Below are 17,664 nucleotides of genomic sequence, written 5' to 3' on the forward strand. Positions count from 1 at the left end.
CTCAGGAGGCCTCGATGGCAATGGCGTGAACGCCCTGTGCGATAAAAATGTGCAGCGCATCATACACAAGCCGATGGCGCGCCACTGGGGTCTTGCCCGCGAAGAGCGGACTCGAAATGCGGATGCGGAAATGGGTGCCGTAGCCCTCGGCGCCGGCGCCGGCATGGCCGGCATGCGCGGCGCTTTCGTCGATGACTTCGAGCGCGGTGGGCTGAAGGGCGGCGCGAAGGGTGGCCTCAAGCTCGTGGGGCCGGGGAAGGCTTGCAGACGTGCTCATGCCGCGGGCTCGTCGTCCGACTTGAGGTGCGGCGAGATGTAGAGCCCCTGCGCGATCAGGAAGACGATCGGGAAGGCGTAGCCCCACAGCTTGAAGTCGACCCAGGCCTCCGTGCTGAAGTAGGCCGCGACATAGCCGTTGATCGCGGCCATGAAGAGGCAGTAGCCGATCCATGCGACGTTCAGGTGCGTCCAGATGCGGTGCGGCAGGCGCAGTTGCTTGCCGAGCATCGACTCGAGGAAGTTCTTGCGGAAGCCCCAGAACGCGATCGCGAGTGCGATGGCCATGGCGCTGTACAACACGGTGGGCTTCCACTTGATGAAGCGGTCGTCGTGCAGCGCCAGCGTGAGCGAGCCGAACAGCAGGATCAGCACCAGCGTGGCCTTCTGCATCGGCTCCAGGCGACGGTGCATGAACCAGTGGATGGCCATCTGCACTGCCGTGGCGGCCATCAGCACGCCGGTGGCGACATAGATGTCGTGCAGCTTGAATGCGCCGAAGAACAGCAGGATCGGGAAGAAGTCGAGGAGCAGTTTCATTCAGTGGAAGGCTTGAAATCCAGCGAGGCCGAGTTCATGCAGTAGCGCAGGCCGGTCTCGGTCGGACCGTCGGGGAACACGTGGCCGAGGTGCGCGCCGCAACTGGCGCAGACATTCTCGGTGCGAACCATGCCGTGCGAACTGTCGACGATGTTACGGATCGCGCCTGGCACCGCTTCTTCCGAGAAGCTGGGCCAGCCGCAGCCGGCGTCGAACTTGGTGCCGGACTCGAACAGTTTGGCGCCGCAGCAGATGCAGTGATAGCTGCCGTCAGCCCAGTGCGCCTCGTACTTGCCGGTGAAGGGACGCTCGGTGGCGGCATGGCGGGTGACCTCGAAGGCGCCGCGCTCGGCGCCTTTTTCGGCGAGCAGCGCTTTCCATTCGGCGTCGGTTTTCTGGACGGGAGCGGTCATGATGAACAGCTGATTTCGATGGAGGAGGCCCAGTCGGGCGGGAAGCCGGCGTAGTCGTCGAAGCCGGCGTGGTCGTCAAATGGGGATTCGAGCAGCTTCAGCAAGGTCGCGACGCCGCTGTCGTCCTTGCGTTGCGCAGCTTCGATCGCCTGTTGGCCCAAGTGGTTCCGCAGCACGAATTTTGGATTGGACTTGAGCATCAGCGCCGCAGCCGGCGCTCGGGGAACCGAAGCATGGCGCTCCATGAACGACAGCAGCCAGGCGTCAAAGCCGGCAGCGTCGATGAACAGGTCGCGCACCGGCTGAACGTCTGCACCGGCCATGTGGTGTGAAAGCCGGCGCCAGAAGATGGTCCAGTCGGTCTGCTCCTGACGCAACACCGCGAGGAGGGCTTCCACGAAGGAGAGGTCGCCGTCCTGCGCATCGGGCAGGCCGAGCTTGGCGCGCATGCGGCCCAGGAACTCGCGCGGAAACACCTCCTGGTAGGACGCCAGCGCCGCCAATGCCGTTTCCTTCTCGCCGATCAGCGGCAGCAGCGCCTGGCCCAGGCAATACAGGTTCCAGTAGGCCACGCTGGGCTGCTGGTTGTAGGCATAGCGACCGCCGGTGTCGCTGTGGTTGCAGATGTGGCGCGGGTTGAAGCCGTCGAGGAACTGGAACGGCCCGTAGTCGATGGTGAGCCCCAGGATGCTCATGTTGTCGGTGTTCATCACGCCATGGCAGAAGCCCACCGCCTGCCATTGCGCCATCAGCGCCGCGGTGCGCTCGCTGACGGCTTCCAGGAACGCTGCATAGGCATTCCCGCCAAAGCGCCCGGTGAGCCTGCATTCAGGGTAGAAGCGATCGATCACGAAGTCGGCCAGCGTGCGCAATTCGTCGAGCCGGTCGTTGGCCCAGAAATGCTCGAAGTGACCGAAGCGGATGAAGGTGGGCGCGGTGCGCGTCACGACCGCGGCGGTTTCTATTTCCTCCCGGCGCACGCGTGCATCGGAGCCGGTCACGCAGAGGGCCCGCGTGGTCGGGATGCCGAGCCCATGCATGGCCTCGCTGCAGAGGAATTCGCGAATGCTGGAGCGCAGAACAGCGCGGCCGTCGCCCATGCGCGAATAGGGCGTCAGGCCGGCGCCCTTGAGCTGCACTTCGAAACCGGTCTCGGTCTGGCCGAGCATGATGGCCCGTCCATCGCCCAACTGCCCGGCCCACACGCCGAATTGATGCCCGCTGTAAACGCTGGCCAGCGGGGCCATGCCCGGCAGCAGGGCATTGCCGGTGAACACTTCCAGCGCCTCGGCCGAGGCGAACCAGTCGGGCTGCAGTCCGAGTTGCCGCGCCGCCGCACTGCTGCGTCCAACCCAGTACGGATCGGGCAGGGGCGTGGGTTGGAGGCGGGTGAAGAACTTCGGCGGCAGTGCTGCGAATTCATTGCGCCAACGCAGTCCGGAATCCTCAGCAACCATCGAATCTGAAGGGATATTCATGGGCGCAATTGTCCGTTCTTTCGAGTGGCGGGACGGCGCTACGGGCATTCCCCCAACCGGGCCGATGCCGCACTGCGCAATACTCCGCTGCCAATTTTTGTCGATTCAGGAATCAGGAGACCATCCCATGCTCGGTTTGATGCAAGACCAACCGCTGCTGATCTCGTCGCTGCTCGAGTTCGCAGACCGCCACCATCGCGACGCCGAGATCGTTTCGCGCCGCTTCGAAGGTGACATCCACCGCTACACCTGGGCCGACATGGCGGTGCGCGCCCGCAAGGTCGCCAACGCGCTCGACCAGGAAGGGCTGCTGTTCAGCGACCGCATCGCCACGCTGGCCTGGAACGGCTACCGGCACCTGGAGGCGTACTACGGCGTCAGTGGCTCGGGGCGCGTGTTGCACACCATCAACCCGAGGCTGCACCCGGACCAGATCGCATGGATCGCCAATCATGCCGAAGACCAGGTCCTGATGTTCGACCTGAGCTTCCTGCCGCTGGTGCAGGCGGTGCACGCGCGCTGCCCGACCATCAGGAAATACATCGCGTTGTGCGACGCCGACAAGCTCCCGGCGGACAGCAGCGTTCCCGGCCTGGTCAGCTACGAAGACTGGATCGCGCCGCATTCGAGCGACTACGCCTGGCCGAGCTTCGACGAGAACTCCGCCTCCAGCATGTGCTACACGAGCGGCACCACCGGCAACCCGAAGGCCGCGCTCTACAGCCATCGCTCCTCGGTGCTGCATGCCTACGCCGCGGCGCTGCCCGACGTGATGTGCCTGTCGGCACGTGACTCGGTGCTGCCAGTGGTGCCGATGTTCCACGTCAATGCCTGGGGCATTCCGTATTCGGCTGCGCTCACCGGCTGCAAGCTGGTGTTCCCGGGCGCCTCGCTCGACGGAAAGTCGGTTTTCGAACTCATCGAGAACGAGAAGGTCACCTTCGCGGCCGGGGTGCCGACCGTCTGGCAAATGATGCTCGGCCACATGCAGGCCAACAACCTTCGCTTCTCGACGTTGAAGCGCACGGTGATCGGCGGCTCGGCCTGCCCGCCGGCCATGATCAAGGCGTTCCAGGAGGTCTACGGCGTGGAAGTGCTGCACGCCTGGGGCATGACCGAGATGAGCCCGCTGGGCACGCTCTGCACGCTCAAGAACAAGCACCTGTCCCTGTCGCCCGACGAGCAGACCGCGATCCGCCTGAAGCAGGGCCGGGCGATCTTCGGCGTCGACATGAAGATCGTCGATGCCGACGGCAAGGAACTTCCGTGGGACGGCAAGGCCTACGGCGACCTGCTGGTGAAAGGCCCCTGGATCGTCAAGGAATACTTCAAGGGCGAGGGCGGCGATCCGCTGATCCCCGACGAGAACGGCCGTGGCTGGTTCCCGACCGGCGACGTGGCGACCATCGACGCCGACGGCTTCCTGCAGATCACCGACCGCAGCAAGGACGTGATCAAGTCCGGCGGCGAATGGATCAGCTCCATCGAGATCGAGAACATCGCCGTCGCGCATCCGGCGATCGCCATGGCCGCCTGCGTCGGCGTGTTCCACCCGAAGTGGGACGAGCGCCCGATCGTCACCGTGGTCAAGCGCCCCGGCCAGGAGGTCACGCGCGAGGAACTGCTGAAGTTCTACGAAGGCAAGACAGCCAAGTGGCAGATTCCCGACGACGTGGTGTTCCTGGAATCCATTCCGCTCGGCGCCACCGGCAAGATCCTGAAGACCAAGCTGCGCGAGCAGCTCAAGGGCTACAAGCTGCCGGGAGTCTGAACCCGGGGCGCACCCGGAGGCCCGGCGCAGCCGGTTCCGCGGTTGCCCACGTACAGGCATCCCTGCGCCCCGTGCTACCGCCCGGTAGCAATGCCTGTCGCCTGAGCGATAGAAACGGGCGTTTCGTGGGCGGGCTTACGGGCATTCCCTGTGCTTCGGCCTTGGAAAGCCCCGTACGCTCGCAACGACTTTTTCTGAACCCTTGTGGAGACTTTCGATGAAATTTGCCCTGAAATTCCTGGCCGGCACGGTCATGCTGGCCGCTGCAGCCGGCGCGTTTGCCCAAAAGGGTGAAACCGTCAAGATCGCGATGATCGAGGGCCTGTCGGGCCCGTTCGCCAACGTGGGCCAGAACCAGCTCAAGAGCTGGCAGTTCGTGGCGGAGAACCTGACCGCCGCCGAGAACCCGGCAGGCGTCAAGTTCGAGATCGTCGGCATGGACAGCAAGAGCTCCCCGCAAGAAGCGCTGAACCTGCTCAAGGCCGCCAGCGACCAGGGCTTCCGGTACATCACGCAGGGCAACGGCTCGAACGTCGGCGTGCCGCTGTCGGACGCCGTGGGCAAGGCCAACGACCGCAATCCCGGCAAGGAAGTCATCTACCTCAACTACGCCGCGGTCGATCCGATCCTGACCAACGAGAAGTGCAACTATTGGCACTTCCGCCTGGACGCCGACACGTCGATGAAGATGGAAGCCCTGACCAGCTTCATGAAGGACCAGCCCAACATCAAGAAGGTCTACCTGCTGAACCAGAACTACTCGCATGGCCAGCAGGTCGCGAAGTATTTCAAGGAAGGCCTGGCGCGCAAGCGTCCTGACGCGCAGATCGTCGGCGACGACCTGCACCCGCTGGGCCAGGTCAAGGACTTCGCGCCCTACGTCGCCAAGATCAAGCAGTCGGGCGCCGACACGCTGGTGACCGGCAACTGGGGCCAGGACATGACCCTGCTGATCAAGGCGCTGAACGATGCCGGCCTGAAGATTCCGGTCTACGCGTACTACGCCGGTGTGTCGGGCACGCCCACGGCGCTGGCTTCAGGCGGCGACCTGGACGTCTTCCAGATCGCATACAACCATTCGAACTACACGGGTCGGATGAACCAGCTGATGGTCGATTTCCAGAAGAAGTTCAATGACGACTTCTACACCTTCTCGGTCTACAACGGCCTGGTGGCGCTGAGCAATGCGATGGCCAAGGCCAAGTCGACCGATCCGGTCAAGGTGGCGGCGTCGCTCGAAGGCCTGAAGTTCAACGGCTTCAATGGCGAAAGCGAAATCCGCAAGACCGACCACCAGATGCAGCAAGGCCTCTGGATCTCCAAGTGGCAGAAGGTCGACGCCAAGAACAAGTACAACGTCGAGAAGACCGGCTACACCTTCGTGCCGGTGAAGTACCTGGAACCCTACGTCGCGAGCACCCCGACGTCCTGCCAGATGAAGCGTCCCAGCGCGGGCTGAAGCGCCGTGAACCAGAGCGCCGGCGGGTGATGCAAATCGCTCTCCGGCGTTTTTCATGGCTTCCCAATAACGAATCAGCGAGGGTGGCAGCAAATGGAATTCTTCGTTATCTCGCTCCTGAACGGGCTCAGCTACGGGCTGCTGCTTTTCATGTTGAGCTCCGGACTTACCTTGATCTTCAGCATGATGGGCGTGCTGAACTTCGCGCACACCAGCTTCTACATGCTGGGTGCCTATTTCGCATTCACGATCTCGGGCCTGGTCGGCTTCTGGCCGGCGCTGGTGATCGCGCCGCTGGTGGTGTTTGCGCTCGGCGCGGCGTTCGAGCGGTATTGCCTTCGCCGGGTGCACAAGTTCGGGCACGTGCCTGAATTGCTGGTCACCTTCGGCCTGTCGTACCTGATCCTCGAAGTGGTGCAACTGATCTGGGGTCGCTCGGTGGTGCCGTACGGCTTGCCGCGGCAGCTAGAGGGCCCGCTTTTCACCATCTTCGGCACGCAGTTCCCGAAGTCGAAGTCCTTCATCATGCTGGTCGCGGTGCTGATGCTGGTGTCGGTCTGGCTGCTGCTGACGCGCACGCGCATCGGGCTGGTGATCCAGGCGGCACTCAAGCACCCCGACATGGTCGAGGCGCTGGGCCACAACGTGCCACGCGTCTTCATGCTGGTGTTCGGTGGCGGCGCTGCGCTGGCAGGGCTGGCCGGTGTGATCGGCGGCAACACCTACGTGACCGAGCCGGCGATGGCCGGGGCCGTAGGCTCGATCGTGTTCGTCGTGGTGGTGGTGGGCGGCATGGGGTCGCTGGCGGGGGCGTTCCTGGCGTCGCTGCTCATCGGCGTGCTGCAGACCTTTGCCGTGGCGATGGACCAATCCATAGGCGGCGCGTTCCAGTCGCTGGGCATGGCGGTGACCGACCAGACCTTCGGCCATGAACTCCTGCAACTCAAGATCTCGCAGATCGCGCCGATCCTTCCGTACCTGTTCCTGGTGCTGATCCTGATATTCCGGCCCAAGGGCCTGCTCGGCACGCGGGAGGACTGACACATGGCCAACTCGAATTCCAAACGGGCCAAGCCCATGAACGCCGGCCGCGTCGCCGTCTGGTCGCTGTTCGCGGTCGCGATGATCGTCGCGCCGCTGGTCTTCCGCAGCAGCCTGGCGCTGACGATCCTGTCGCAGATGGGTTATCTCATCATCATCTGCCTCAGCTACAACATGATCTTCGGCCAAGGCGGCATGCTGAGCTTCGGCCATGCCGTGTACACCGGCATGGGCGCGTTCATCGCCATCCACGCAATGAACCTCGCCGCGGAGGGCAGCTTCAAGGTGCCGCTGGTGCTGATTCCGCTGGTGGGCGGCATCGGGGGCATGTTCTTCGCCATCCTGTTCGGCTTCGTGACCACCAAGAAGGCGGGCACGACCTTCGCGATGATCACCCTGGGCATCGGCGAACTCGTGGCCTCGATGGCGCTGATGTTCCCGGGCTTCTTCGGCGGCGAGGGCGGCGTGACGACCAACCGGACGTACGGCACGTTCATGGGCGCGACCTTCGGCCCGCAGATCCAGGTGTACTACCTGATCGCGGTCTACTGCTTCATCTGCACCGCGTTGATGTTCGCCTTCACCGGCACGCCGCTCGGCCGCATCCTGAACGCAGTGCGCGACAACCCGGAGCGGGTCGAATTCATTGGCTACAACACGCAGCGGGTGCGCTACTTCGCCTTCATCATCGCCGGCTTCTTCGCCGGCATCGGCGGGGGCTTGGCAGCCATCAACTTCGAGATCGTGAACGCGAGCGACAGCCTGAGCGGCGTGCGCTCGGGCGGCTACCTGCTGTTCACATTCCTGGGTGGCGCGACCTTCTTCTTCGGGCCGATCATCGGTGCGGTGCTGCTGGTGCTGGCCTCGGTGCTGCTGTCGGAACTCACCAAGGCCTGGCTGCTGTACCTGGGCCTGGTGTTCCTGCTGATGGTGATGTTCGCGCCGGGCGGCGTCGCCAGCCTGATCATGATGAACCTGCGGGTGGCCAAGTTCGGTCGCTTCAAGCCGTTCTGGCCACTGTACGTGGGGCTGATCGTGACGGGCGCTTTGCTGGTCGTCGGGGCCGCGGCGTTGGTGGAAATGGTCTACCACGTCCAGTTGAATGCGGCGCTCGGGCCGGAGGTTCATTTCGCCGGCCTGACGCTGGATACATCGAGCATGGGCAGCTGGCTTGGCGCGGCAGCGGTTGCGCTGGTCGGGCTGGGCCTGATGGAGATCGTCCGGCGCAAGTTCGCGCGCGCCTGGGGCGCCGCGCAGGAATACATCGAAGCAGAAATCAAGCGCATGGAGGCTGCATAAGCAGGGTACGGCACATGACCTACGCACTCGAACTCAAGAACTTGCGCAAGAGCTTTGGCAAGACCGACATCATTCGCGGCATCGACCTTTCGGTGAATGCGGGCGAACGCGTCGCGGTGATCGGTCCCAACGGGGCGGGCAAGTCGACGCTGTTCAACCTCATCAGCGGACGGCTGCATCCCAGTAGCGGCGAGGTGCTGCTGAACGGGCAGCGCATCGACGGCAAGACGCCATTCGAGATCAACCGGCTCGGCCTCTCGCGCAGCTTCCAGATCACCAACATCTTTCCGAAGCTGAGCGTCTTCGAGAACCTGCGCTGCGGCCTGCTGTGGCACACGGGGGCGCGCTACAGCTTCCTGCGCTTCCTGTCGAACCTCGACGACGCCAACGCGCGCACCGAGGAACTGGTGCGCCAGATCGGGCTGGAGCGCAAGCGCGACGTGCAGGCGGTGAACCTCACCTATGCCGAGCAGCGCGCGCTGGAGATCGGCGTGACGATCGCCGGCGGCGCCAACGTGATCCTGCTGGACGAACCGACGGCGGGGATGAGCAAGACCGAGACTTCCCACTTCATCGCGCTGATCAAGCACGTGACGGTCGGGAAGACCTTGCTGACAGTGGAGCACGACATGGGCGTGGTGTTCGGGCTGGCCGACAAGATCGCGGTGGTGGTCTACGGTGAAGTCATTGCCTTCGATACGCCGGCGGCGGTGCGCGCCAGCGCCAAGGTGCAGGAGGCCTATCTCGGCTCCTCGGTCGCGGATGCGCAAGGGGCAGGACACTGATCATGTTGAAACTCAACGACATCCACGCCTACTATGGCAAGAGCCACGTGCTGCACGGCGTTTCATTCGAGGTCGGCAAGGGCGAGATCGTCGCGCTGCTGGGCCGCAACGGCTCCGGCCGCTCGACCACCGCCAAGGCCATCATGGGCCTGGTGCATGCCGAGGGGCAGCTCGAATGGAAAGGCCAGGACATCCTGCGCAAGAAGGCCTACGAGGTGGCGCACCTGGGCCTTGGCTACGTGCCGGAGAACCGCGACATCTTCCCCAAGCTCACCGTCGCACAGAACCTGTTGCTCGGCCAGAAGGGCGCAGGGAAGGGCAGCCGCTGGACCTTCAAGGACATGTACGAGATGTTCCCGCGCCTCAAGGAGCGCGAGCACACCGAGGCCGGCGTGCTCTCCGGCGGCGAGCAGCAGATGCTGACGCTGTGCCGCACGCTCATGGGCGACCCCGACCTGATCATCATCGACGAGCCGACCGAGGGCCTGGCGCCCAAGATTGTCGAGTTGGTGGGGCAGTACTTGCAGACGCTCAAGAGCCGCGGCATCTCGGTGCTGCTGATCGAGCAGAAGCTCACCATCGCGATGCACATCTCGGACCGCGCATTGGTCATGGGACATGGCAGCATCGTGTTCGACGGCACGCCGGACAGCCTGCGCGCCGATGCCACCACCCGAAAAGAATGGCTCGAAGTCTGAAGGCGTGAATATTCCTACTGCGGACGCCGATCTCGGGCCTGCGGTGCTCACCGTACTGATGTACGGTTCCGCGCCGCAGACCCGACCTCGGCGCCCTCGCTACGGAATCTTCACACCTTCAGGGCCGGCGCCGTTTTAAGAGGATCATCCGGCGCTTGTCCCGGTAGCGACTAAGGCGAAATTCACTGGTCACCGGATACGCCTAGAATTTTAGAAAAAGAACACTCGTGCTATTTGGCAGCGGGTGAGTGCGTGGCTCGACAAGCGCGGGCTCGCGCTCCTTGGCCAACTCTTCGTTTTTTTACCTTCCCATTCAAAGGAACGCGCCATGACGGCTGAATACAAGGTGCTCGGCGAAATCGCCGTGATCACCATGACCAATCCCCCGGTCAACGGTCTCGGTTATTCGACCCGCGTCGGCATCACCGACGGCCTGAGCAAGGCCAACGACGATCCGGCCGTCAAGGCGATCATCATCACCGGCGCCGGCAAGGCGTTCTCGGGTGGGGCGGACATCAAGGAATTCGGCACCTCGAAGGCGCTGCAGGAGCCCAACCTGCTGAGCGTGATCCTCGCGCTGGAAGCCTCGCCGAAGCCGATCGTGGCTGCGATCCATTCCGTGGTGATGGGCGGCGGGCTCGAACTGGCCCTCGGCTGCCACTACCGCGTGGTGGCGCCGGGCACCAGCGTTGCGCTGCCGGAAGTCAAGCTGGGCCTGCTGCCTGGCGCCGGTGGCACGCAACGCCTGCCGCGCGTGCTGGGCGTCGAGACCGCCCTCAACATGATCGTCAGCGGCGAGCCGGTGAAGAGCGAACTGCTCGCGTCGGCGCCCGGCCAGAAGCTGTTCGACAAGTTGGCCGCCTCGGCCGAGTCGCTGTTCGACGAAGCCGTCGAATTCGCCAAGTCCGTCGCCGGCAAGCCCGCCGCTGAACTGCCGCTGGTGCGCAACCTGCCGTGCAAGCACCCGCAAGGCGATGCCTACTTCCAGTTCGCCAGGAACATGGTCACCGGCATGTCGAAGAACTACCCGGCGCCGCTCAAGTGCCTGGAGGCCGTGCGTGCCTCCACCACAATGAAGTTCAACGATGGCATGGCCGAGGAACGCCGCCTGTTCACGCAGTTGATGCTGTCGCCCGAATCGTCGGCGCTGCGCCACCTGTTCATGGCCGAGCGCGCAGCGAGCAAGATCCCTGACGTGGCGGACGACACGCCCAAGCGCGACATCAAGACGGTGGGCGTCATTGGCGCCGGCACCATGGGCGGCGGCATCTCGATGAACTTCCTGAACGCGGGCATCCCGGTCAAGATCCTCGAGATGAAGCAGGAAGCACTGGACCGCGGCATCGCGACCATCAAGAAGAACTACGAAGCGCAGGTCAAGAAGGGCAAGCTCAAGCAGGACAAGTACGACCAGCGCATGTCGCTGCTGTCGACCACGCTGAGCTACGACGACCTGAAGGACTGCGACCTGATCATCGAGGCCGTGTTCGAGGAACTCGGCGTCAAGGAAACCGTGTTCAAGAAGCTGGACGAAGTCGCCAAGCCCGGCGCCATCCTGGCCTCCAACACCTCGACGCTGGACGTCGACAAGATCGCCGCCTTCACCAAGCGTCCGCAGGACGTGGTCGGCATGCACTTCTTCAGCCCGGCCAACGTGATGAAGCTGCTGGAAGTCGTGCGCGGCAAGGAAACGGCCAAGGACGTGCTGGCCACCGTCATGGCCATCGCCAAGAAGATCAAGAAGACCGCAGTCGTGTCCGGCGTGTGCGACGGCTTCATCGGCAACCGCATGATCGAGCAGTACTCGCGCCAGGCCGGCTTCCTGCTGGACGAAGGCGCCACGCCGCAGCAAGTCGACAAGGCCATCGAGAAGTTCGGTTTTGCCATGGGTCCGTTCCGTATGGGCGACCTGGCCGGCAACGACATCGGCTGGGCGATCCGCAAGCGCCGCGCCACCGAGCGTGCCGACATGAAGTACAGCCGCACGGCCGACAAGCTCTGCGAACTGGGCCGCTTCGGCCAGAAGACCGGCGCAGGCTGGTACGACTACCAGGCCGGCAAGCGCGACGCGATCCCGAGCCAGGTCGTGCTGGACCTGATCGAAAAGCACCGCAAGGACGAAGGCATCACGCCGCGCAAGATCTCCGACGAAGAGATCGTGCAGCGCCTGGTGTACGCCCTCGTCAACGAGGGCGCCCGCATCCTGGAAGACGGCATCGCGAGCAAGTCCGGCGACATCGACATGGTGTACCTGACCGGCTATGGCTTCCCGATCTTCCGCGGTGGCCCGATGCACTACGCATCGCAGGCCGGCCTCTACAACGTGGCCGAGGCGATGAAGCGCTTTGCGAAGAACCCGCGTGACGACGGCAAGTTCTGGGAGCCGGCGGCGCTGATCCAGAAGCTGGTCGCCGAAGGCAAGAGCTTCAGCTAAACGACGGACGAGACCGCAACTGTGATCAAGAGAATCTTTCAAGTCCTGCTGCTGGCAGTTTTGTTGTTGGCGGCAGCGGTTGCGGTCAAGACGTGGCGCACGCCGTCACGCCAGCTGGCGGTGCGGCCTGTGGCCAAGCTGGACATCGATGCGCAGGCCGCCGCGAAGCGGCTGTCGGGTGCGATCCCGTTTCGTACCGTGTCGAGCCTGGACGACCCCAAGGGGAACAACGCCGAGTTCGACAAACTGCATGCCTATCTGGCCGAGAAGTTTCCCAAGCTTCACGCGAGCCTGAAGAAGGAAGTCATCGGCGACAAGGCCTTGCTCTATACGTGGCAGGGCAGCGACCCGGCACGCAAGCCGGTCGCGCTGATGGCGCACCAGGACATGGTGCCGATCGCGCCGGGCACCGAGAAGGCCTGGTCGGTCGAGCCGTTCAGCGGCGAGATCAAGGACGGCTACATCTGGGGCCGCGGCACGCTCGACAACAAGGGCAACCTGCTGGCGCAGATGGAAGCCATCGAATTGCTGATCGGCAAGGGCTTCAAGCCCAAGCAGACTATCTACCTGATCGCAGGGGATGACGAGGAAGTGACCGGCCTGCGCGGCGCGCTGCCGATCGCCGAGTTGCTGAAGTCGCGCGGGGTGGAACTCGACTGGGTGCTCGACGAGGGGCTCCTCGTGCTCGACGGCGTGCTGCCGGGCCTGGGCCAGCCGGCCGCCTTGATCGGCTTGGCCGAGAAGGGCTATGCGACCTTCTTCCTCACGCTCGACACGGCTCCCAGCCATTCCTCGATGCCGGCGCAACACACTGCCATCGGCGGCATGAGCAAGGCCCTGGCCAACCTGGAGGCGCACCAGATGCCCGGCGCCATCAAGGGCGTCGCGGGGGAGATGTTCGGCACGCTGGCGCCCGAGATGAGCGGCGTCAACCGCGTGATGCTGTCGAACCTCTGGCTCACCGCACCGCTGGTGCAGGGCCAGCTGGAAAAGTCGCCCAGCAGCAATGCCATGCTGCGCACGACGACGGCGCTGACCATCGTCCGCGCCGGCAACAAGGACAACGTGCTGCCCGGCCGTGCCGAGGCGGCGGTCAACTTCCGCGTGTTGCCGGGCGATACGCTGGCGAGCGTGGAAGCGCATCTGCGCAAGACGCTCGACAACGACGCGATCCAGATCAAGGCCTACCCGGGCAACTCGGAGCCATCGCCCGTCTCGCCGACCGACAGCACCGGCTACCGCACCATCGAACAGACGGTTCGCCAGGCCTTCCCTGACGCAGTGGTCGCGCCCGGCCTGATGACCGCCGCCACCGATTCGCGCCACATGAGCCTGATCAGCAAGTCGGTCTACCGCTTCTCGCCGTTCCGGATGAAGAGCGAGGACCTGGCGCGCTTCCACGGCACCAACGAACGGGTGTCGATCGCCAACTATGCCGAGATGATCGGCTTCTATCACCAGTTGCTGCTCAACACCGAGCAGCCACCCCTGTAATCGTTCCAACCATCGCTCAAAGGACATCGCCATGACCAGCGCCGTTATCGTCTCTACCGCCCGCACACCGCTTGCCAAGAGCTGGAAGGGTGCTTTCAACATGACGCACGGCGCCACGCTCGGCGGCCATGCGGTGCAACACGCCGTGCAGCGCGCCGGCATCGACCCGGCCTCGGTGGACGACGTGATCATGGGTTGCGCCACGCCCGAAGGCGCGACCGGTGGCAACATCGCGCGCCAGATCGCGCTGCGCGCCGGCCTGCCCATCACGACCTCGGGCATGACCATCAACCGCTTCTGCTCGTCGGGCCTGCAGACCATCGCGACCGCTGCGCAACGCATCATCGCGGGTGAAGGCGACGTCTACGTGGCTGGCGGTGTCGAAAGCATCTCCTGCGTGCAGAACGAAGCCAACCGCCACATGGGCACCGATCCGTGGCTGGTGAAGCACAAGCCGGAGATCTACTGGAACATGCTCCAGACCGCCGAGAACGTGGCGAAGCGCTACAACATCGGCCGCGAGGCGATGGACGAGTATGGTGCACGCAGCCAGCAGCGCGCCAGCGCCGCGCTCGAAGCCGGCCTGTTCAAGGCGGAGATCGCCCCGATGACCGTGCTGGCCGGCGTGGCCGATGCCCAATTGGGCCTGCGCACCAAGGAAGTCACCATCGAGAACGACGAAGGCATCCGCGCCGGCACCACCAAGGAAGGCATCAGCGGCATCCGGCCGGCGGTGCCGGGCGGCGTGATCTCGGCCGGCAATGCCAGCCAGTTCTCCGACGGTGGCGGCGCCTGCGTGCTGGTCGATGAGACGTACGCGCAGCAGAAGGGCCTGGCGCCGATCGGCCGCTTCCTCGGTTTCGCCGTGGCAGGTTGCGAACCCGATGAAATGGGCATCGGTCCGGTCTTCGCGATTCCGAAGGTGCTGAAGAAGCTGGGCCTCACGGTCAACGACATCGACCTGTGGGAACTGAACGAAGCATTCGCGGTGCAGGTGATCTACTGCCGTGACAAGCTGGGCATTCCCGATGACCGCCTGAACGTGAACGGCGGCGCGATTGCCGTCGGCCACCCCTACGGCGTGAGCGGCCAGCGCCTGACCGGCCACGCTCTCATCGAAGGCAAGCGCCGCGGCGCGAAGAAGGTCGTGGTCACGATGTGCATCGGCGGCGGCATGGGTGCTGCCGGCGTGTTCGAGGTCCTCTGACCATGGCGGGCGGTGACCATCCAGTCTCGCCCGACGCCTTCCTGGCGATGGGTCGCGAGGTGATCGCCTCGCAGCCCTTCAGCGTGCTGGTCGGCGCCGAGATGCATCAGCTCTCGCGCGGCCATATCGACCTTCAGCTCCCTATCACCGACAAGCTCAAGCAGCAGAACGGATTCGTGCACGGCGGGGTGCTGAGCTACCTTGCCGACAACGCGCTGACGTTTGCCGGCGGGACGGCGATGGCCGTGCCGGTCGTCACTTCCGAGTTCAAGATCAACTATGTGCGGCCGGCCATCGGCGAGCGCCTGATTGCGCGCGCCAGGGCGGTGCATGTGGGCAGCACACAGGCCGTTTGCACCTGCGAAATCTTCGTCGTGCAAGATGGCGAGGAAAAACTTTGCGCGCTGGCGCAAGGCACCATCGCCCGATTGCCCGACCCTTCACAGAAATCGACATGAGCCTCCGTTCCACCCTCGACTTCCTCCTCTACGACTGGCTGCAAGCCGAGTCGCTCAATCAGCGCGAGCGATTTGCCGATCACTCGCGCGAGACCTTCGACGCAGTGCTCGACACCTGCGAACGCATCGCGCGCGAGAAATACGCCCCGCACAACCGCACGGTCGACACGCAGGAGCCGCACTTCGACGGCGAAAAGGTGATCCTGCCGCAGGCCACGCATGACGCGCACAAGGCCTTCGTCGAGTCCGGGATGATGAGCGCCGCGCAGGACTACGAGATCGGCGGCATGCAGTTGCCGTTCACGCTGCAGGCGGCGGCCAACAGTTTCTTCGCGATGGCCTCAGTGAGCATCGGCTCGAACATGCTGACCAGCGGCAATGCGAACCTACTGCTGGTGCACGGTTCCGACATGCAGAAGGAAGTGTTTGCGAAGAACGAGTTCTCGGGCCGCTGGGCGGGGACGATGTGCCTGTCGGAGCCACAGGCCGGCTCGTCATTGAGCGACGTCGCGACGCGCGCGGTGCCCGATGGTGCGAACTTCGAAAGTGATCCGCTCGGCCCGCGCTACCGCCTGACCGGCAACAAGATGTGGATCTCCTCGGGCGACCATGAGCTGACCGAGAACATCGTGCACATCGTGCTGGCCAAGATCCCGGACGAGAACGGCAAGCTGGTGCCCGGCACGCGCGGCATCTCGCTGTTCATCGTGCCCAAGCGCATGGTCGACACCGAGGGCAATCTCACTGGCGAGCGCAACGATGTCGCGTTGGCCGGCCTCAATCACAAGCTCGGCTGGCGCGGCACCACCAACACCTTGCTGAACTTCGGCGAGGGCAAGTACCCCGTCGGCGGCAAGGCCGGTGCGGTGGGCTACCTTGTCGGCTCGCCCGGCAAGGGCCTGCACTGCATGTTCCACATGATGAACGAGGCGCGCATCAGCGTCGGCACCGCTGCGGTGATGCTCGGCATGGCTGGTTACTACGCTTCGCTGGAGTATGCGAAGAACCGCCCGCAGGGGCGCCCCGCGGGCCCGGCCGGCAAGGACTCGGCCAAGCCGCAGGTGCGCATCATCGAACACGCCGACGTGCGCCGCATGCTGCTCGCGCAGAAGTCGTATTGCGAAGGTTCGCTGGCCCTGTCGCTGTATTGCGCACGCCTGGTCGACGAGCAGAAGACCGGCACGCCGCAGGCCGCCGATGACGCGCGCCTCCTGCTGGAGGTGCTCACGCCCATCGCCAAGAGCTGGCCCAGCGAATGGTGTCTCGAAGCCAATTCGCTTGCGATCCAGATCCACGGCGGCTACGGCTACACGCGCGATTTCCCGGTGGAACAGTACTGGCGCGACAACCGTCTCAACATGATCCACGAGGGCACGCACGGCATCCAGGCGGCCGACCTGCTGGGCCGCAAGGTGTTGATGGAGGACGGCCGCGGCATGAAGTTGCTCGCGGCCCGCATGGCCGAGACGATGGGGCGTGCCGCCAAGGTGCCCGAGCTTGCCGCGCATGCAAAGGCGCTCGGCGAGGCCCTGCAGCGCGTCGGCACGGCCACGCAAGCGGCATGGTCGACCGGCGATCCGCGCTCGGCGCTGACCAATGCCGTGCCCTACATGCAGGCTTTCGGGCACACGGTGCTGGCCTGGATCTGGCTCGACGTGGCGGCGCGTGCGCTGGAACTCGATGCTGGCAAGGCATCGGCTGTGACGACCGGCAAGGCCAGCGCCGCGGCCTACTTCTTCAACTACGAGTTGCCAAAAATCGGCGCCTGGCTGAACGTGGTCGAAAGCCGCGATCCGACTTGCACCGACATGCCGGAAGAGGCATTCTGATGGCCGCCAATCCGCATGCCCGCATCGAGAACTGGATCTGGATCCTGATCTATGGCGGGCTGTTCCTGGTGATCCTCGGCATTGCCACCGCCCGCATCGACTCCTTCACCGGCTGGATGCTGGCCGTTCCCGGCGCCGTCGCTGCCGTGGTGGGCGTGGTCCTCATTTATGTTCGTTCCCGACTGAAAGACGACAAGCCATGATCAAGCACATCGTGATGTGGAAACTGCTCGACGCCACGCAGGCCGCGCGCTTCAAGGCCGAACTCGACACCTGCAAGGGGCTGGTGCCCGGCATGCGCGAGTTCGAGGTGGGAACGCGCACCGACGGCCTGGAAGCCAACCAGGACGTGGTGCTGAACTCGAGCTTCGACGACGCGGCGGCGCTGGAGGCCTACATCGTTCATCCGCACCACAAGAAGGTCTCGGCATTCCTGGGCACCCTGCGTGAATCGCGCGCGGTGCTCGACTACGAGATCTGAT

General features: G+C 64.4%; 17 protein-coding genes. 13 read left to right on the forward strand and 4 right to left on the reverse strand.

Features of this window, described 5'->3' with window-relative positions; all coding sequences use genetic code 11:
- Window position 1 precedes the first annotated feature (1 nt).
- Genes HB681_RS30645 through HB681_RS30660 form a run of 4 tightly spaced genes read right to left on the reverse strand, consistent with a single transcriptional unit; the run spans window position 2 to window position 2,707 of the window.
- On the reverse strand, window positions 2-277 hold the full coding sequence (locus HB681_RS30645; RefSeq protein WP_213958664.1) for a BolA family protein: 276 nt from the start codon (window positions 275-277) through the stop codon (window positions 2-4).
- On the reverse strand, window positions 274-816 hold the full coding sequence (locus HB681_RS30650) for a septation protein A (RefSeq protein WP_213958665.1): 543 nt from the start codon (window positions 814-816) through the stop codon (window positions 274-276). The genes HB681_RS30645 and HB681_RS30650 overlap by 4 nt, the downstream gene beginning before the upstream one ends.
- Window positions 813-1,229: a peptide-methionine (R)-S-oxide reductase MsrB gene (gene msrB, locus HB681_RS30655; RefSeq protein ID WP_213958666.1), complete on the reverse strand. Its 417-nt coding sequence runs from the start codon at window positions 1,227-1,229 to the stop codon at window positions 813-815. The genes HB681_RS30650 and msrB overlap by 4 nt, the downstream gene beginning before the upstream one ends.
- Complete coding sequence (locus HB681_RS30660; RefSeq protein ID WP_213958667.1) at window positions 1,226-2,707, reverse strand: protein adenylyltransferase SelO; 1,482 nt, start codon at window positions 2,705-2,707, stop codon at window positions 1,226-1,228. Before HB681_RS30660 ends, msrB begins: the two co-directional genes overlap by 4 nt.
- A 127-nt stretch (window positions 2,708-2,834) precedes the next feature.
- Here HB681_RS30660 and HB681_RS30665 point away from each other — a divergent pair, with 127 nt between their 5' ends.
- The 13 genes from HB681_RS30665 (at window position 2,835) to HB681_RS30725 (ending at window position 17,663) form a co-directional block, all read left to right on the forward strand.
- Entirely contained in the window at window positions 2,835-4,478 is a 1,644-nt protein-coding gene (locus HB681_RS30665; RefSeq protein WP_213958668.1) for a 3-(methylthio)propionyl-CoA ligase, read from the forward strand.
- A 217-nt stretch (window positions 4,479-4,695) separates the two neighbouring features.
- Window positions 4,696-5,937, forward strand: coding sequence for a branched-chain amino acid ABC transporter substrate-binding protein (locus HB681_RS30670; protein WP_213958669.1), 1,242 nt, complete (start codon window positions 4,696-4,698; stop codon window positions 5,935-5,937).
- Between the two features lie 93 nt (window positions 5,938-6,030).
- The gene (locus HB681_RS30675; protein WP_213958670.1) at window positions 6,031-6,978 is read left to right on the forward strand and encodes a branched-chain amino acid ABC transporter permease; all 948 of its coding nucleotides are present in this window, start codon (window positions 6,031-6,033) and stop codon (window positions 6,976-6,978) included.
- A gap of 3 nt (window positions 6,979-6,981) precedes the next feature.
- Window positions 6,982-8,277: a branched-chain amino acid ABC transporter permease gene (locus tag HB681_RS30680; protein WP_213958671.1), complete on the forward strand. Its 1,296-nt coding sequence runs from the start codon at window positions 6,982-6,984 to the stop codon at window positions 8,275-8,277.
- 14 nt (window positions 8,278-8,291) lie between these two features.
- Window positions 8,292-9,062: an ABC transporter ATP-binding protein gene (locus HB681_RS30685; protein WP_213958672.1), complete on the forward strand. Its 771-nt coding sequence runs from the start codon at window positions 8,292-8,294 to the stop codon at window positions 9,060-9,062.
- A 2-nt stretch (window positions 9,063-9,064) separates the two neighbouring features.
- Entirely contained in the window at window positions 9,065-9,760 is a 696-nt protein-coding gene (locus HB681_RS30690; protein WP_213958673.1) for an ABC transporter ATP-binding protein, read from the forward strand.
- 328 nt (window positions 9,761-10,088) lie between these two features.
- The gene (locus HB681_RS30695) at window positions 10,089-12,194 is read left to right on the forward strand and encodes a 3-hydroxyacyl-CoA dehydrogenase NAD-binding domain-containing protein (protein ID WP_213958674.1); all 2,106 of its coding nucleotides are present in this window, start codon (window positions 10,089-10,091) and stop codon (window positions 12,192-12,194) included.
- A 21-nt stretch (window positions 12,195-12,215) separates the two neighbouring features.
- A complete protein-coding gene (locus HB681_RS30700) occupies window positions 12,216-13,688 on the forward strand; it encodes a M20 family peptidase (RefSeq protein ID WP_213958675.1) in 1,473 nt (490 codons plus the stop codon).
- A gap of 31 nt (window positions 13,689-13,719) precedes the next feature.
- The gene (locus HB681_RS30705; protein WP_213958676.1) at window positions 13,720-14,895 is read left to right on the forward strand and encodes an acetyl-CoA C-acyltransferase; all 1,176 of its coding nucleotides are present in this window, start codon (window positions 13,720-13,722) and stop codon (window positions 14,893-14,895) included.
- A gap of 2 nt (window positions 14,896-14,897) precedes the next feature.
- Window positions 14,898-15,353: a PaaI family thioesterase gene (locus HB681_RS30710; protein ID WP_213958677.1), complete on the forward strand. Its 456-nt coding sequence runs from the start codon at window positions 14,898-14,900 to the stop codon at window positions 15,351-15,353.
- Entirely contained in the window at window positions 15,350-17,182 is a 1,833-nt protein-coding gene (locus tag HB681_RS30715) for an acyl-CoA dehydrogenase (RefSeq protein ID WP_213958678.1), read from the forward strand. Before HB681_RS30710 ends, HB681_RS30715 begins: the two co-directional genes overlap by 4 nt.
- Window positions 17,182-17,385, forward strand: coding sequence for a hypothetical protein (locus HB681_RS30720; RefSeq protein ID WP_213958679.1), 204 nt, complete (start codon window positions 17,182-17,184; stop codon window positions 17,383-17,385). Before HB681_RS30715 ends, HB681_RS30720 begins: the two co-directional genes overlap by 1 nt.
- Window positions 17,382-17,663, forward strand: a complete 282-nt coding sequence (locus HB681_RS30725) for a Dabb family protein (protein WP_213958680.1) — start codon at window positions 17,382-17,384, stop codon at window positions 17,661-17,663. The genes HB681_RS30720 and HB681_RS30725 overlap by 4 nt, the downstream gene beginning before the upstream one ends.
- The last annotated feature ends 1 nt before the right edge of the window (window position 17,664 follow it).

This window comes from Variovorax sp. dw_954, from assembly GCF_018449755.1.
Classification (GTDB): Bacteria; Pseudomonadota; Gammaproteobacteria; order Burkholderiales; family Burkholderiaceae_C; genus Variovorax.

Excerpts from the sequence above, each read along its gene's own strand:
- HB681_RS30705 (WP_213958676.1), top strand. The coding sequence starts at position 13,720 with ATGACCAGCGCCGTTATCGTCTCTACCGCCCGCACACCGCTTGCCAAG.
- HB681_RS30695 (WP_213958674.1), top strand. The coding sequence starts at position 10,089 with ATGACGGCTGAATACAAGGTGCTCGGCGAAATCGCCGTGATCACCATG.
- HB681_RS30670 (WP_213958669.1), top strand. The coding sequence starts at position 4,696 with ATGAAATTTGCCCTGAAATTCCTGGCCGGCACGGTCATGCTGGCCGCT.
- HB681_RS30690 (WP_213958673.1), top strand. The coding sequence starts at position 9,065 with ATGTTGAAACTCAACGACATCCACGCCTACTATGGCAAGAGCCACGTG.
- HB681_RS30665 (WP_213958668.1), top strand. The coding sequence starts at position 2,835 with ATGCTCGGTTTGATGCAAGACCAACCGCTGCTGATCTCGTCGCTGCTC.
- msrB (WP_213958666.1), bottom strand. The coding sequence starts at position 1,229 with ATGACCGCTCCCGTCCAGAAAACCGACGCCGAATGGAAAGCGCTGCTC.
- HB681_RS30715 (WP_213958678.1), top strand. The coding sequence starts at position 15,350 with ATGAGCCTCCGTTCCACCCTCGACTTCCTCCTCTACGACTGGCTGCAA.
- HB681_RS30650 (WP_213958665.1), bottom strand. The coding sequence starts at position 816 with ATGAAACTGCTCCTCGACTTCTTCCCGATCCTGCTGTTCTTCGGCGCA.
- HB681_RS30660 (WP_213958667.1), bottom strand. The coding sequence starts at position 2,707 with ATGAATATCCCTTCAGATTCGATGGTTGCTGAGGATTCCGGACTGCGT.
- HB681_RS30685 (WP_213958672.1), top strand. The coding sequence starts at position 8,292 with ATGACCTACGCACTCGAACTCAAGAACTTGCGCAAGAGCTTTGGCAAG.
- HB681_RS30645 (WP_213958664.1), bottom strand. The coding sequence starts at position 277 with ATGAGCACGTCTGCAAGCCTTCCCCGGCCCCACGAGCTTGAGGCCACC.
- HB681_RS30720 (WP_213958679.1), top strand. The coding sequence starts at position 17,182 with ATGGCCGCCAATCCGCATGCCCGCATCGAGAACTGGATCTGGATCCTG.
- HB681_RS30710 (WP_213958677.1), top strand. The coding sequence starts at position 14,898 with ATGGCGGGCGGTGACCATCCAGTCTCGCCCGACGCCTTCCTGGCGATG.
- HB681_RS30725 (WP_213958680.1), top strand. The coding sequence starts at position 17,382 with ATGATCAAGCACATCGTGATGTGGAAACTGCTCGACGCCACGCAGGCC.
- HB681_RS30675 (WP_213958670.1), top strand. The coding sequence starts at position 6,031 with ATGGAATTCTTCGTTATCTCGCTCCTGAACGGGCTCAGCTACGGGCTG.
- HB681_RS30680 (WP_213958671.1), top strand. The coding sequence starts at position 6,982 with ATGGCCAACTCGAATTCCAAACGGGCCAAGCCCATGAACGCCGGCCGC.